Source organism: Hyphomonas sp. ske169, from assembly GCF_056850855.1.
In genome coordinates this window covers 218,353-231,387 of record NZ_CP096146.1, presented here as the reverse complement: position 1 = coordinate 231,387, position 13,035 = coordinate 218,353, and the positions used below count along the sequence as shown (strand labels likewise).

At 56.2% G+C, this 13,035-nt stretch carries 16 protein-coding genes and 1 tRNA gene; 8 read left to right on the top strand and 9 right to left on the bottom strand.

The genetic code is table 11. The annotated features are described in order from the left end of the window. Positions 1 to 173: 173 nt before the first annotated feature. Entirely contained in the window at positions 174 to 1,391 is a 1,218-nt protein-coding gene (locus MY069_RS01230; RefSeq protein ID WP_482795257.1) for an acetyl-CoA C-acetyltransferase, read from the top strand. A 95-nt stretch (positions 1,392 to 1,486) separates the two neighbouring features. Here MY069_RS01230 and MY069_RS01225 read toward each other — a convergent pair whose 3' ends face one another. From MY069_RS01225 to MY069_RS01215, 3 genes are all read right to left on the bottom strand, one after another. Then, on the bottom strand, positions 1,487 to 1,960 hold the full coding sequence (locus MY069_RS01225) for a hypothetical protein (RefSeq protein ID WP_482795256.1): 474 nt from the start codon (positions 1,958 to 1,960) through the stop codon (positions 1,487 to 1,489). Next, positions 1,902 to 2,186: a hypothetical protein gene (locus MY069_RS01220; protein WP_482795255.1), complete on the bottom strand. Its 285-nt coding sequence runs from the start codon at positions 2,184 to 2,186 to the stop codon at positions 1,902 to 1,904. The genes MY069_RS01225 and MY069_RS01220 overlap by 59 nt, the downstream gene beginning before the upstream one ends. A gap of 135 nt (positions 2,187 to 2,321) precedes the next feature. Then, positions 2,322 to 2,396 (bottom strand) — tRNA-Thr (locus tag MY069_RS01215). 71 nt (positions 2,397 to 2,467) lie between these two features. On the opposite strand from MY069_RS01215, the gene MY069_RS01210 reads away from it, so the two are divergent. Further along, positions 2,468 to 2,599, top strand: a complete 132-nt coding sequence (locus MY069_RS01210) for a hypothetical protein (protein WP_482795254.1) — start codon at positions 2,468 to 2,470, stop codon at positions 2,597 to 2,599. Here MY069_RS01210 and MY069_RS01205 read toward each other — a convergent pair. Next, entirely contained in the window at positions 2,596 to 2,973 is a 378-nt protein-coding gene (locus tag MY069_RS01205; RefSeq protein ID WP_482795253.1) for a lecithin retinol acyltransferase family protein, read from the bottom strand. The two genes, MY069_RS01210 and MY069_RS01205, sit on opposite strands and share 4 nt — an antisense overlap. Positions 2,974 to 3,084: 111 nt before the next feature. Between MY069_RS01205 and murA the strand changes: the two genes are divergently transcribed. The 4 genes from murA to MY069_RS01185 are packed head-to-tail and all read left to right on the top strand — an operon-like array spanning position 3,085 to position 6,622. Next, on the top strand, positions 3,085 to 4,359 hold the full coding sequence (murA, locus tag MY069_RS01200; protein WP_482795252.1) for a UDP-N-acetylglucosamine 1-carboxyvinyltransferase: 1,275 nt from the start codon (positions 3,085 to 3,087) through the stop codon (positions 4,357 to 4,359). Between the two features lie 8 nt (positions 4,360 to 4,367). Continuing rightward, positions 4,368 to 4,820 carry a DUF2948 family protein gene (locus MY069_RS01195; RefSeq protein WP_482795251.1) on the top strand — a complete coding sequence of 151 codons (453 nt, stop codon included), beginning with the start codon at positions 4,368 to 4,370 and terminating at the stop codon, positions 4,818 to 4,820. 2 nt (positions 4,821 to 4,822) lie between these two features. Next, positions 4,823 to 6,118: a histidinol dehydrogenase gene (gene hisD / locus MY069_RS01190; RefSeq protein WP_482795250.1), complete on the top strand. Its 1,296-nt coding sequence runs from the start codon at positions 4,823 to 4,825 to the stop codon at positions 6,116 to 6,118. A 15-nt stretch (positions 6,119 to 6,133) separates the two neighbouring features. Continuing rightward, positions 6,134 to 6,622 carry a UPF0262 family protein gene (locus tag MY069_RS01185; protein ID WP_482795249.1) on the top strand — a complete coding sequence of 163 codons (489 nt, stop codon included), beginning with the start codon at positions 6,134 to 6,136 and terminating at the stop codon, positions 6,620 to 6,622. On the opposite strand, the gene metC is transcribed toward MY069_RS01185, so the two are convergent. From metC to MY069_RS01170, 3 genes are read right to left on the bottom strand one after another with little or no spacing between them, the layout of a single operon-like run. Then, on the bottom strand, positions 6,619 to 7,767 hold the full coding sequence (gene metC / locus MY069_RS01180; protein WP_482795248.1) for a cystathionine beta-lyase: 1,149 nt from the start codon (positions 7,765 to 7,767) through the stop codon (positions 6,619 to 6,621). The genes MY069_RS01185 and metC overlap by 4 nt on opposite strands. Next, positions 7,764 to 8,609: a sulfurtransferase gene (locus tag MY069_RS01175; protein WP_482795247.1), complete on the bottom strand. Its 846-nt coding sequence runs from the start codon at positions 8,607 to 8,609 to the stop codon at positions 7,764 to 7,766. The genes metC and MY069_RS01175 overlap by 4 nt, the downstream gene beginning before the upstream one ends. A 3-nt stretch (positions 8,610 to 8,612) precedes the next feature. After that, the gene (locus MY069_RS01170) at positions 8,613 to 9,620 is read right to left on the bottom strand and encodes a cysteine synthase A (RefSeq protein ID WP_482795246.1); all 1,008 of its coding nucleotides are present in this window, start codon (positions 9,618 to 9,620) and stop codon (positions 8,613 to 8,615) included. A 124-nt stretch (positions 9,621 to 9,744) separates the two neighbouring features. Here MY069_RS01170 and MY069_RS01165 point away from each other — a divergent pair, with 124 nt between their 5' ends. Next, the gene (locus MY069_RS01165) at positions 9,745 to 10,266 is read left to right on the top strand and encodes a cupin domain-containing protein (RefSeq protein WP_482795245.1); all 522 of its coding nucleotides are present in this window, start codon (positions 9,745 to 9,747) and stop codon (positions 10,264 to 10,266) included. Continuing rightward, the gene (locus MY069_RS01160; protein ID WP_482795244.1) at positions 10,266 to 10,949 is read left to right on the top strand and encodes a DUF6134 family protein; all 684 of its coding nucleotides are present in this window, start codon (positions 10,266 to 10,268) and stop codon (positions 10,947 to 10,949) included. Before MY069_RS01165 ends, MY069_RS01160 begins: the two co-directional genes overlap by 1 nt. A gap of 10 nt (positions 10,950 to 10,959) precedes the next feature. Here MY069_RS01160 and MY069_RS01155 read toward each other — a convergent pair whose 3' ends face one another. After that, positions 10,960 to 12,219 (bottom strand): class I SAM-dependent methyltransferase, encoded by a 1,260-nt coding sequence (locus MY069_RS01155; RefSeq protein ID WP_482795243.1) that lies wholly within the window; start codon positions 12,217 to 12,219, stop codon positions 10,960 to 10,962. Continuing rightward, positions 12,216 to 13,034 carry a DUF1365 domain-containing protein gene (locus MY069_RS01150; RefSeq protein ID WP_482795242.1) on the bottom strand — a complete coding sequence of 273 codons (819 nt, stop codon included), beginning with the start codon at positions 13,032 to 13,034 and terminating at the stop codon, positions 12,216 to 12,218. The genes MY069_RS01155 and MY069_RS01150 overlap by 4 nt, the downstream gene beginning before the upstream one ends. Between the last annotated feature and the right edge of the window lies 1 nt (position 13,035).

The following is a 13,035-nucleotide window of genomic DNA, read 5'->3' as shown; positions in this document are numbered from 1 at the left end:
GGGTCAAACTATGTCTGAGGGGTTCATGTTCGTGTCAGCCAACTGGACAAAACTGAATTCGCCCCGCAGCTATTTTCGATGACATTGCGTTCGCGCAGACATCCCACCTGTTCGACAACGAGATCTAATGCAACAAGTAGGGCAACCGCGCATTCTGATGGAGATGATACAAAATGACCGCATTCGACGACGTTGTGATCTGTGAGCCATTGCGAACGCCTGTAGGGGCATTCGGAGGCGGCTTTAAAACGGTGCCTGCACATCATTTGGCGACGCGTGTGATATCCGAAATTCTGGAGCGGACCAATTTACCTGGTGAAGCCGTTGACGATGTCGTGTTTGCGAATTGCTACCCAACCATGGACGCGCCCGCCTTGGGGCGAGTGGTCGCGCTGAATGCTGGCCTGCCAGTGACGGCCGGAGGGCTACAACTCGATCGTCGCTGCGGATCTGGACTGCAAGCGGTCATCTATGCTGCGATGACTGTGGCGACCGGCGGCGCAGAAGTAATTGTTGCGGGAGGCGCAGAAAGCATGAGCCGCGCGCCATTTTATTCTTCCGAAATTAGATGGGGCGTGAAGTCACCGAACATACAGCTCGAGGATGCGCTCAGCCGCGGTCGCATCACGGCTGGGGGCGAGCATTATCCAGTACAGGGCGGGATGATCGAAACGGCGGAAAATCTTCGCAAAGAATTTGGCATTACGAGAGACACTCAAGACCATCTGGCCGCAAGATCGCAGGCCCGCGCTGCAGCAGCGATGGAAAGCGGCGCGTTCGCGGAAGAGATCGTACCTGTCACCGTCAAAGCGCGTAAACAAGATACGATCATTGATACTGACGAGCACCCACGTCCGGGCACCACAGTCGAGAAACTGTCAGCGCTTCGGCCGATCATGGCGCACTCAGATCCTGACGCGACGGTGACGGCGGGCAATGCATCAGGACAAAATGATGGAGCCGCCGCATGTCTCGTCGCCTCCCGCAGCGCTGCGGAAAAATACAATCTCAAACCGATTGGGCGCCTGGTGAGTTGGGCGCTTGCCGGGGTTGCACCCGAGACGATGGGAATTGGTCCCGTGCCTGCCACGCACAAGGCGCTTGATCGGGCCGGGCTCAGCCTAGCTGACATGGATTTGATCGAATTGAATGAGGCCTTCGCCGCGCAAGTCCTCGCCTGTACAAAAGCGCTCGAGCTCACCGATTCTGACTTCGATCGCATCAATGTAAACGGATCGGGAATTTCACTTGGCCACCCTGTGGGCGCCACCGGCGTGCGCATTCTAACCACAATGCTGCGAGAGATGGTTCGGCGCGAGGCGCGATATGGTCTCGAAACCATGTGCATTGGCGGCGGGCAGGGGCTGGCCGCTGTGTTTGAACGACTTTGAGTGAGGTTGCTTACCAGGATGGTCTGAAGGGGCCGATATTAAGTATGCTAGCAAATAGACGAGGCTAAGGTCTGGTGCGCGGGCAAAAGGACCGATCAGCCTTGAATGATGAATCGCAAGCCGAGCAAGGCGCCGTTTTTACGCGTCTCGATGACATCATCACTTCGGATATCTGAAACAAAGTTCGTTGCATCAGCTGCTTCAAAGCGCGCGAAACCCTCGAGCGTCAGCTGATCAGATATTGGCCGCGCGGCGACGCCCTCTACACCGCCATAGGAATAGCTCCCATCATCAGACGAAACGATTCCGCCTCGAACAATCCCGGTTAGAGTCCAAGTACCTGATTCAATTGATGGACCGATGGCCGCTTCCAGACCATGGATCTCTGCATCGACATCATAGAACGCGGCGAGAGTCGGCGAAAGCGCGTGTTCAACGCCCATTTCGACCGCCAGTTCGAGACTGGCGTCTTCAGTAGAGCCTGGATAGGTCAGGTAATTCGCGCTGGTGTCAAAAGCGATGCCAGAATTTTCGAATGCGAATCCGATCGAAAAAATTAACCTCTTCATCGAATGCACTGGCGTCGCTGCCGAGTGGGGTAATGCGGTAGATGCCGCCATAAACGTCACCCAAATCGAGAGAACGGGTGAGCGTAACACTGGTTTCATTATTTAGCGTTGCGAGCGACTCACCCCGGTCGATGAGGCCCGATGAAACGCTGGTGCTCGCTTCGGCGCTCCATCCTTCAGCAGTTGCCACTGGCGTTCCCGCCAGCACCATGGCGGCACAAATCATCCCGCATCCTCTTTTACTTACTCGCATCGCTGTTTTTCCTGCATACGCCTTTACAGCGCATCCTTTATCGGGAGCGCTCTGAGATTGGAAGTGTCCGCTCAGCAGGAAAAACCGCATTTCATCAATGATTTGGAGTGGTGCCGCGAGGGAGAATTGAACTCCCGGCCTCATCATTACCAATGATGCGCTCTACCACTGAGCTACCGCGGCCTTTTGTGTTGCCGGGGATTAGCTTATGAAGATGCAGATGAAAAGATGGTTTCTGGACAAAGACTGCAATCATGGCTGACAAAACCAAGACCCCCGAACGTGATGCGCGGCTAAAGTCGGCTTTGCGGGATAATCTCAAGCGGCGCAAAGCGGCGTCACGTAAGGCGCAACCGGCGGCAAAACCGGCGCCCTCTAAGTCTTAGCGCCGTCCGCCAAATACCATATCGGACAGCGTGCGTAGGGTCGCGGACGCCACTTGCACCGAAGTTGGCTTCTGCCTGTGGCTCCAGCGAGTAAAGTGTGCGCAGTTTGATTCGTGTAGGCTATAGGATCGTCCTTTGGCTTTGCGGGCGCGAGACACCGCGGCGGCGCCTTGTAAAGCGTCCGTCCGCTCGCACAATCGGACCCGCCGGCCATTCGCGAACGCGCTAAAGCTTTGCTCGACAACGCCGCCATGTTTCCGTGAGTTGGAGATAACCGTGCCGGACGCGGTCACAATGCCATAATGAGAAAGGCCGATGCCGAAGGGAATCGCAACGACGTCGCCAGGTTCAAAGCCATAAGATCGTGCAGTCATGCTTCTCATATATCGATATTCGATAATTTGTCAAAACCTTTGCCCGGCGCGTTACGAAGCTGCCGCAATTGCGCCTTTCGTTCGCCGTGCGCACCGGTATAGAACCCAGATATGGACAGTTTAAAAATTACGGGCGGGCGGACGCTTAACGGCACGATCCCGATCTCTGGAGCTAAGAATTCTGCGTTGAAACTGATGGCGGCAGCGTTGCTGACGCGTGATCCATTGACGCTGACCAATATGCCGAACCTCGCCGACACACGCTTTTTGAGCCAGCTGCTGGCGAGCCTGGGTGTCGAAGTCTACTGGCCGAAGGGCGATAATGAGTGCCGGTTGAATGCGGCTGAGTTGACCTCAACCATCGCGCCTTATGATCAAGTCCGGAAAATGCGGGCGAGCTTTAATGTGCTCGGCCCGATGCTGGCCCGCGAAGGACATGCGACTGTATCGCTCCCCGGCGGTTGCGCAATCGGCGCCCGGCCAGTTGATCTCCATTTGAATGCGCTTGAAGCCTTAGGGGCAGATCTGAAAGTAGAGGCCGGCTATGTAAAAGCTGCGGCTATTCACGGCCTGAAGGGCGCGAAAGTGGTGTTCCCGTTCGTGTCTGTGGGTGCCACCGAACACGCGATGTTGGCCGCGACGCTTGCGAAAGGCGAAACGGTGCTCGAGAATGCCGCGCGTGAGCCAGAGATTGCGGACTTGGCCGATTGTCTCAACAAAATGGGCGCCAAGGTTAGCGGTGCGGGCACGGCGACGATCCATATCGAAGGCGTTGAGACGCTCTCCGGAACCCAGCATTCTGTGATGCCTGATCGGATCGAGACCGGGACATATGCGATGGCAGCCGCCGCAGCCGGTGGGGATGTCACGCTCGAGGGCGCGCCGGTCAAAGCGCTAGGCGCAATGATTGACGCGATGCAGAAATGCGGCGTCACGGTCGATGCTGATCAAGACGCGGGGACAATTCGCGTGCGGCGCAATGGATCAGCGCTCCAAGCGATCAATGTTGATACTCAACCCCATCCGGGGTTCCCGACCGATTTGCAGGCACAATTTATGGCGCTGATGTCGGTTGCCGAAGGCACCAGCGTTATTCGCGAAAACATCTTTGAAAACAGGTTCATGCACGCCCCGGAACTGTCCCGCCTCGGCGCAGACATTCAGGTGCGCGGCAAAGAGGCGATCATCAAAGGTGTTAAACAATTGCGCGGGGCGCCGGTCATGGCGACGGATTTGCGCGCCTCTGTCTCACTGGTCATCGCTGGACTCGCTGCCGAAGGTGAGACACAGGTGAATCGGATCTATCATTTGGATCGCGGTTTTGAACGTTTAGAAGAGAAACTCTCTGGGTGCGGCGCTCAAATTGAGCGCGTCGACGGGGAATAGAGGCAGATATGGCTGAGGGCAGGGCATTGCGATTAATCGCAGAAGAGACGGCTGACTTGGAAGTGATTTCAAGCGCGGTCCAAGATGCCGTTTTGAAAGCCGAGAATCTCAAATTCGATCGGAAACGGCGACGGTTCACGCTCGAAGTAAACCGGTTCCAGTGGGAAGACTCAACCTCGAAGCGTGGCCCTCAAGGCCGTGTGCGAAGCTTGCTGGCGTTTGATGGCGTTTTGGGTGTGAAAACCCGCGCTATCACAAAAGCGGATCCTGACCTGGTTCTATCAATCCTCGCCGTGTCATTTGACCCCGCCGCTGAGCCTCCGGGCGGGACGATCAAAATCCTATTTGCGGGCGACGGCGAGCTTGCGCTTGAAGTTGAGGCGATTGATGCCACTTTGCTCGACAGCGCATATGAGTGGTCGACCCGGCAGCGCCCGGATCATGATAAGAAACGGCGATAGGCATGGCTCGCACTTTTGATGCTCGCAAAGCGGACTTTGCGTCAGAATTTTCTGCATTCCTCGCTGAGCCGCGCGGCGCAGTCGACAACGTTGCTGAAACCGTTCGCGATGTGGTTGCCGACGTGCGCTCAAAAGGCGGTGAAGCGGTGGCGCGCTATACGGCGAAGTTTGATGAACTGGTCCTCGATCCGACAACTCTGCAGTCAGATAATGTCGACTTGCATCGCTTGGCGCACGCCTGTCCGGAAGACTTAAAAGCCGCCGTGGATTTTGCCGCAGCGCGGATCGCTGCTTATCACGAAAAGCAGCGACCAGCGGATCATCAATTTACCGATGAAGCCGGCGTCCAGCTGGGATGGCGCTGGACGGCGCTGGATAGCGTCGGCGTGTACGTGCCAGGCGGCCTGGCATCTTATCCAAGCTCTGTCCTAATGAATGCCGTTCCAGCAAAAATTGCCGGCGTCGAACGGGTCGTCATGGTGGCGCCAGCGCCAAAAGGGCAACTCGCGCCTGCCGTTGCTTATGCCGCTTTGAAGGCGGGCGTCGATGAGTATTATCCGATTGGTGGCGCGCAAGCGGTTGCCGCTTTGGCGCATGGAGCAGGGCGGCTAAAGCCTGTGGACAAAATTGTCGGGCCAGGAAACGCCTATGTTGCCGAAGCAAAGCGCCAAGTCTTTGGTAAAGTTGGCATCGATACAATTGCTGGACCGTCTGAAATCCTCGTCATTGCCGATGAATCCGCTAATCCAGACTGGATCGCGGCAGACCTGTTGAGCCAATCAGAGCACGATGCGAGCTCGCAATCGATCTTGATTGCGACAGACCAAGCTGTGGTTAAGTCTGTGGAAGAGGCTGTGGAAAACCAGTTAAAATCGCTCTCAACTGAAGCGCGCGCGCGTCAGGCTTGGGACACGCATGGCGCGTTTATTGTGACGGAAACGCTAGCGCAAGCCGCAGATGTGGCGAATGAGATTGCCGCGGAACACTTAGAGCTAGCGATTGCAGATCCAGAAGGCCTCCTGCCGCTGATCAAGCATGCGGGCGCGGTCTTCTTAGGGCATCACACACCCGAAGCGCTGGGCGATTATGTGACTGGATCAAATCACGTTTTGCCGACCAGTCGCGCGGCGCGATTCAGTTCAGGGCTCGGTTTGTATGACTTTCTAAAAAGAATGAGTGTACAAAAGGCGAGTCCGGAAGGATTCGCCGCTTTGGCGCCCGCAGCGCTCCGCCTCGCCGAGGCTGAAGGTCTGCCGGCACACGCGCGGTCGGTTTCGATCCGGACGAATAAAAGCTAGATCGCGAAAGAGCTCATGGCCGAACACAGACTGGTCAGCGTGGATATTGATGATGCAACGCTTGCGGCGTCGGGGCCGGATGCGGAGCATGAGCGACGCGTCGCGATTTTCGACTTGCTAGAAGAGAATAGTTTCGAAGTCGATGGCAAAGACGTCGGCCCGTACGCTCTCAAACTTTCGATGCAAGAGAGAAAGCTGGTCTTCGAAATCAAGACAGAAGAGGGCGAACCGGTCCATATTTTCTTGTTGTCGATGACCCCGTTTCGAGGGGTCATCCGCGACTATTTCATGATCTGCGAGAGCTATTATGATGCAATCCGCAGTTCGACCCCGCACCAGATTGAAGCGATTGATATGGCCCGGCGCGGCATCCACAATGAAGGCTCAGACCTCGTGGCCGAACGGCTTGAGGGCAAAGTTAAAGTCGATTTCGACACTTCGCGCCGACTGTTCACGCTGATCTGCGCGCTCCATCAGGGCCAAGTGCGCGGGCAAGTGCGCTAGGCGTGCATCACCGCGAAAGCTTGTTCTAAATCTGCGATGAGATCATTCGGATCCTCCAATCCGACATGAATGCGGAGCAGTGGACCTTTGCGATCATGAATCCGGTCGCCGTCGATCCGTTCGAGTTGATCATCGCAAGGGATGAGCAGGCTCTCAAACCCGCCCCAAGAAAAGCCCATACCAAACAGTTTCATTGCTTCGAGGAACGTATCGAGCTGCGCGTTTGGCGTTTCTTTCAGGATGACCGAGAACAAACCATTCGCCCCCGTGAAGTCCCGTTTCCAGAGCGCATGATCTGGGTGGCTCTCAAGGCCCGGATGCAAAACGCAATCGACTTCGGGGCGTTCGGCCAGCCATTTAGCGACCTGGTAGCCGCTGTCTTCATGTTGTTTCAGGCGCAGGTGCAGACTGCGCAGTCCGCGTAGTCCCGCATAAGCGTCATCGGGGGCCAGGCTTATGCCCCAATCCTCGCTACACATCGCGATTTTGTTGGCCAGCCGCGCGCTATTGGTCAGGACCGCGCCGCCTAAAGCATCCGCATGGCCAACTGGATATTTGGTCAGCGCCTGCATCACGATATCGACCCCGATGTCGAGCGGGCGGATCAAAACCCCCGCGCCCCATGTGTTGTCGAACAGGGTCAGGAGATCACGTTCCTTGGCGAGGGAAACCAAAGCCGGGGTATCAATGATGTCCATGGTGAGGGAGCCGGGCGACTCTATCAGGATCGCTTTGCTCGTATCTTGTACCAGATCCGCAATATCAGCGCCGATGGTCGGATTATAGCGCGTGGAGCTAATCCCCATTGCCGAAAGACGCCGGGTGCAGAACCGTCGGCTTGGTCCATAGGCGCAGTCGGGGATCAGAATGTGGTCACCCGCTTCGAGGACAGCACCAACCGCAAGCGCGATCGATTGCAAGCCATTGGACGTGAGGCGGCAATGCTGCGCGTTTTCCAGCAAGCACAACGCCGCCTCGAGCTCGCGATGCACAGTCAGGCCCATGCGGCCATAGACTTTGCCATCGCCATAAAGGATTTCCCGGGTCGGCAGCAGCACCGTCGAGCCGCGCTCAACGGGCGGGTTTACGGTCTTAACTGGCCCCCGTCCGCTGCGCGTGTGGATGATTTTGGTTTCGTCTTTCATGGCATCGTCGCGATCGGATTATCAGAGTTCGCGGCCCACTCGCTCCAGGAGCCATCGTACAGCGCCGCGTGCCAATTACCTGCGCGCGCCAGGGCGAGGGTGATCACGGCGGCGGACACACCCGACCCGCATGAGGTCACGACTGGCTCGTTCACGAACGCCCCAACCACGGCGCTCAGCTCAGTTTTCGATAGCATGGTGCCGTCCGCGTTGAGCAAGGCTGTTGCCGGCACACAAAAACTTCCCGGCATATGTCCAGATGGGAGATCAACGCGCGGTTCGGGACTGATGCCATCAAATCGGCCTTGTGCGCGAGCATCGAGGATTTTTGCGTCAGCGGCCGCGATATGGCCGCGCATCGCGCTTTGATCACGGACAAGCTCGGGTCGATAGGTCGCTGAGAATGATGTCGGTACGGGTTCGCTCGGGTTAGTTTCAATGCCCCCGCCAACTGATTTCCAAGCCTTTAGGCCACCATCCAAAACCAACACATTGTCATGTCCCATCGCGCGGAACATCCACCACGCTCGCGCAGAGGCGAAGAAGGAATTGCTATCATAGACGATGACGCGCGTGTCGTTCGAGATGCCGAGCGCGCCGACTTTTGCCGCGAAAACATCCTCTGGCGGCAGCATGTGCTTCAGTGTGGTCGTCTTGTCCGCGATATCGTCAATGTCGAAATAGCGCGCGCCAGCGATATGCCCGTTTTGATAACAGGTCTTGCCGTCGGGCCGGTCTTTCAAAAAGGGCGGCACCCATGTCGCATCCAGCACGCAGACCTCCGGCGACGAGATCATGTTTTTTACTGCGTCAGCGGAGATCAGCGGATCTGGGCGGCTCATGATTTAGGCTTCCAACCACGCTGGCACAGGTAGGTCTTTTGAGCGCAAGAATTCCGGATTGAACAGCTTGTCCTGATAGCGGTTTCCATAGTCGCAGAGAATGGTCACGATCGTATGGCCAGGCCCCATGTCCTTAGCGAGTTTGACCGCGCCGGCGAGATTGACTCCAGCCGATCCGCCTAAGCAGAGGCCTTCATTTTCGATCAAGTCAAACAGGATTTTGAGTGCCTCGCTATCATGAACGCGATAGGCATAATCGACGGTGAGATCTTCCAAGTTCGCGGTAATCCGGCTCTGGCCAATCCCCTCTGTCATTGAAGTCCCTTCGGACTTAAGCTCACCAGAGGTGTAATACTCGTATAGCGCCGCGCCGCCTGGGTCAGCGATGCCGATTTTGACTCGGCCGTTAGATTTGTCCCGGAGCGACATTGCGGTGCCAGCGAGCGTGCCGCCGGATCCAACCGCGCAGATGAAGCCATCCACTTTGCCGCCGGTTTGCTCCCAAATCTCGGGACCCATCGTTTCATAGTGCGCTTTGCGGTTCGCCTGATTATCGAACTGATTGGCCCAGATCGCGCCGTTCGGTTCGCTCTCATTCAGCTCTTCGGCCAAGCGGCCTGAATAGCGCGCATAATGGTTCGGGTTGGAATACGGGACGGCATCAACCTCAACCAGTTTTGCGCCAAGGTTGCGGACCGCATCCTTTTTCTCTTTCGACTGTGTGCGCGGCATCACGATGACGACTTTATAGCCGAGCGCTGCGCCAACCATGGCGAGGCCAATGCCGGTATTGCCAGCCGTGCCTTCAACGATTGTCCCACCCGGCTTCAGACGCCCAGAGGCCTCAGCATCGCGGACCATTCCGAGCGCGGGCCTGTCTTTGACGGACTGTCCGGGGTTGAGGAACTCGCATTTTCCGAGGATTTCGCACCCCGTCTCTTCTGAGAGCTTATTGAGCCTCATTAAGGGCGTGTTTCCGATCAAGTCTAAGACGGAGGTCGTGATGGTCATATTGGGCCTTTTCTCGTTCTGCGGCACGCTAGGCTTTGCGCTGCAGGAATTCAACTGGGTTCGGTGATCCAAATGGGGATGACGTGCGTACACTGCTATAGAACAGACTTATGAGTTTTGCTGAATGAATTCTGACGCTTATCACGCATTTATGCTCGATCATGCGAGCGGCACCTTATCTACGGATATGGCGCTGGCTGCAGAGCTGCACATTCTCTTGTCTGAAACCGGCAAAACGACCTCTGACATTTGGCAATCAACACGCGACGCGATTGGCCTACGGGTCAAGGATGGTCGGGCGATAGAGCATGAATGTTTGCCAGAAGCGCTCGAACTCGCGCGCGGCAATTTTGAAACCGTGCCTTGGAAGAAAGGCCTGTCGGGCGTCCACTATGCGAAGCGCGGCAAGGGCAAAGGCAAGCTTATGCGTCTAGATCCCGGACAAGCGGCCCCAGAACACAGCCACTCCGCTTTGGAGGCTACCGTTGTGCTTGAAGGACAATTTGAAGACGGTCACGGATTCTACAAACGCGGCGACTTGGTGCTTGGGCGCCCCGGTGTGAGGCACAGGCCTGCCGCCCATGGGGACGAGATGTGCATTTGTTATGTGGCGCAAGATGCTCTGTCATTCTGGAGACTGAGTTGATGAAACGAATTGCGATTGCGGGTGTTTTGGGGGCCTTTATCGCATTTGGCGCGCAAGCTGAACAAACTGCTGAATTAGCGTCTATACCGGCGCCTTGGGTGGCTTCTGATGGTGCGGTGATCGACTTTACAGTGCTACGCAAAGGAAAACCCTTCGGCAGCCATGTTCTGAGTTTTGAACGCGACGAAGCCGGACAATTGACCGTTTCCACCGATGTCGACTTGCAGGTCAAATTCGGCCCAATCACAGCCTTCCGCTATCGCTTAGACAGCGTCGAAGAGTGGATCGATGGCCAGCTTGTTTCGCTGTCCGGTAAATCCAATAGCGACGGGCGCAAAGGCGCAGTGAACGCGAAATCGAATGGCGATGAGCTGGTCGTCGATAGTACGAAATTCGATGGTGTCTTGCCGCTAACAACCATTCCTTCAAGCCATTGGAATCGGTTGCAGGTCTATCAAGCCCAAATGTTATCAACTGAAACCGGCGAAGTGTTGGACATTGAAGTTGAAAACCTGGGAGAAGCTGTTGTTCAAGTCGACGGCCAGGACGTTGAAGCCACACATTACCGCCTGGTCTCAGATCTGACTGTAGATCTCTGGTACGATAATCAATCGCGCTGGGTGAAACTGGCCTTTGAAGTGCGCGGCCAAGATATCGAATACGTGCTCAACCAGCTCTATTAGCGCTGCGCTTTTAGGGTTTAGCCAGTGTGAAGTGGCCGACATTGATCCGGCCATTGTCAAAACCAGCTTCGCAATAGCTGAGATAGAAGCGCCACATGCGGCGGAACCGTTCATCAAATCCCAATGGCGCGATCTGGCCCCACTTCTCTTCAAACGCCTTCGCCCAAATTCGCAGGGTTTTCGCATAGTCGGGTCCGAAATAATGGGTCTGTTGGATCTGTAGTCCGGCATCCGTCACCTGTTCGCGCAGCGCCAGTTCACTCGGCAACATCCCGCCTGGGAAGATGTAGCGCTGAATGAAGTCAGCGCGCTTGCGATAGCGCGGAAACAGTGAGTCCTGGATGGTGATGATTTGCAGTGCTGCTTTGGCGCCGTCGTTCAAGCTCTCGGAGACTTTTGAGAAATAGCTCGGCCAATAGCTTTCACCGACCGCTTCGAACATTTCGATTGAGGCGACGCCGTCATAGCGGCCTTCATGATCGCGATAGTCTTCCAGCCGGATTGTGACTTTCTCACCGAGTCCCTCGCGCTGCATCCGTTTGAGCGCCCAATCGCGCTGCGAAGGCGATATGGTCAAACAGGTCACGTCGGCGCCGCGCTCTTTAGCTGCATATTCCGCAAACCCGCCCCAGCCGCAGCCAATCTCCAAAACTGATTTGCCTTCAGACAGCGAAAGCTCATCTGCAATGCGGGCATATTTGGCGGTTTGTGCCTGCTCAAGGCGCATACTCTGATCCGTATACAGCGCGGAGGAGTAGGTCATCGTCTTGTCGAGCCAAAGCTCGTAGAACTCATTGCCGAGATCATAGTGCGCCTCGATATTGCGCTTCGATCCGGCTTTCGAGTTACGATTGAAGACATGGCGGATCATATTCGTCATCCGAACCATGAAGCCGCCCACCGCAAGCTGTCCCGCGGCCTCGAAATTTTCAGAGAAGAATTCGAGTACCGAAGTCAGGTCCGGCGTCGACCATTCTTGATCCATATAGCTTTCAGCAAAGCCGACATCGCCGCCTGCAATGGCGCGATTGGCGAAATCAAACTTATGCACCCCGACAACCGCATTCGGCCCAGGCTCACCATGATCGAAAAGGACGCGCCGACCGTCTGGCAGATCGAACCGGATTGTGCCGCGCTTGGCCCTCAAAAGCATCATCCCCGCGAGCCTAAATCCAGCTGGGATCCCCGCCAGCCTGCGCAAAGCGTCGGCAGACGCATGGATCAGACTGGTTTGCTGTTCAATGTCGTGATCGAGGGTGGTGAAGCTCATGCCGTCGTCTCCGATATAGGTGCTGTCTTAGGCGCAGCACTTCTTGGGGTTGCAATCGTTGTACGCACGGACGACTGCTTTGGTTTTGAATGATATTTGGCACCCTTCAGCCAGAGTTTGAGGGCTTGCCAATGGATGGCAAATGTAACCCCCAGGCTCGATAAGGGTTTGGTGATGGCCAGGCCCACAAAGGCTGCATTGGTTGCCGGTACCGTTTTCGCAGAGATTGTTGCGACGTGCGATTGGCCGGTTCTGGTTTGTGTCGCTACCACCAGACTCAAATGTTCTGATGTTCGTTTCAGCGTAAACTCATAGGCGCCCGAAATGTCGAAAAAGGGCGAGACGTGGAAGACTTTATCGGTGTCGTGTTTATGGCGGTTTTGTTCCGGCGTCGCGGCGACATAAGTATGGCTCTCACCGAACGTGTTATTGACCTCATACAAGATCCCGCGAAGCGCGCCGTCTGGGCCGTGACCCAGCCACAGGGAGATCGGGGCGAATTTATAGAAAGCGTGGCGAGGGAATGTGACCAGCCGTATTGCGCCCCCCTTGAGGTCGATGCCGCCTTCTTCAAATTTCTGCTCTGCCCAGGGGCGCAGCGGGGCATTTTCGCGCGCGCCATGGTCTTTCCGGTTGAACGAGAACAGATCTGAGCGATCAACAGAGAAGCGGCGGGTTTGCTGATCCGCTTCGTCTAAGCGATCGATGTCGATATCGATCAGGGCGAGCGCATATTTGAACCGATGCGCAAACGGAATCGACCGTTGATGCACAGTATGTCCTTTGAGGATCTGAAGGGCCGGCTGCTCCGTCACA

Excerpts from the sequence above, each read along its gene's own strand:
- MY069_RS01230 (WP_482795257.1), top strand. The coding sequence starts at position 174 with ATGACCGCATTCGACGACGTTGTGATCTGTGAGCCATTGCGAACGCCT.
- MY069_RS01225 (WP_482795256.1), bottom strand. The coding sequence starts at position 1,960 with ATGAAGAGGTTAATTTTTTCGATCGGATTCGCATTCGAAAATTCTGGC.
- MY069_RS01220 (WP_482795255.1), bottom strand. The coding sequence starts at position 2,186 with ATGATTTGTGCCGCCATGGTGCTGGCGGGAACGCCAGTGGCAACTGCT.
- MY069_RS01210 (WP_482795254.1), top strand. The coding sequence starts at position 2,468 with ATGGCTGACAAAACCAAGACCCCCGAACGTGATGCGCGGCTAAAGTCG.
- MY069_RS01205 (WP_482795253.1), bottom strand. The coding sequence starts at position 2,973 with ATGACTGCACGATCTTATGGCTTTGAACCTGGCGACGTCGTTGCGATT.
- murA (WP_482795252.1), top strand. The coding sequence starts at position 3,085 with ATGGACAGTTTAAAAATTACGGGCGGGCGGACGCTTAACGGCACGATC.
- MY069_RS01195 (WP_482795251.1), top strand. The coding sequence starts at position 4,368 with ATGGCTGAGGGCAGGGCATTGCGATTAATCGCAGAAGAGACGGCTGAC.
- hisD (WP_482795250.1), top strand. The coding sequence starts at position 4,823 with ATGGCTCGCACTTTTGATGCTCGCAAAGCGGACTTTGCGTCAGAATTT.
- MY069_RS01185 (WP_482795249.1), top strand. The coding sequence starts at position 6,134 with ATGGCCGAACACAGACTGGTCAGCGTGGATATTGATGATGCAACGCTT.
- metC (WP_482795248.1), bottom strand. The coding sequence starts at position 7,767 with ATGAAAGACGAAACCAAAATCATCCACACGCGCAGCGGACGGGGGCCA.
- MY069_RS01175 (WP_482795247.1), bottom strand. The coding sequence starts at position 8,609 with ATGAGCCGCCCAGATCCGCTGATCTCCGCTGACGCAGTAAAAAACATG.
- MY069_RS01170 (WP_482795246.1), bottom strand. The coding sequence starts at position 9,620 with ATGACCATCACGACCTCCGTCTTAGACTTGATCGGAAACACGCCCTTA.
- MY069_RS01165 (WP_482795245.1), top strand. The coding sequence starts at position 9,745 with ATGAATTCTGACGCTTATCACGCATTTATGCTCGATCATGCGAGCGGC.
- MY069_RS01160 (WP_482795244.1), top strand. The coding sequence starts at position 10,266 with ATGAAACGAATTGCGATTGCGGGTGTTTTGGGGGCCTTTATCGCATTT.
- MY069_RS01155 (WP_482795243.1), bottom strand. The coding sequence starts at position 12,219 with ATGAGCTTCACCACCCTCGATCACGACATTGAACAGCAAACCAGTCTG.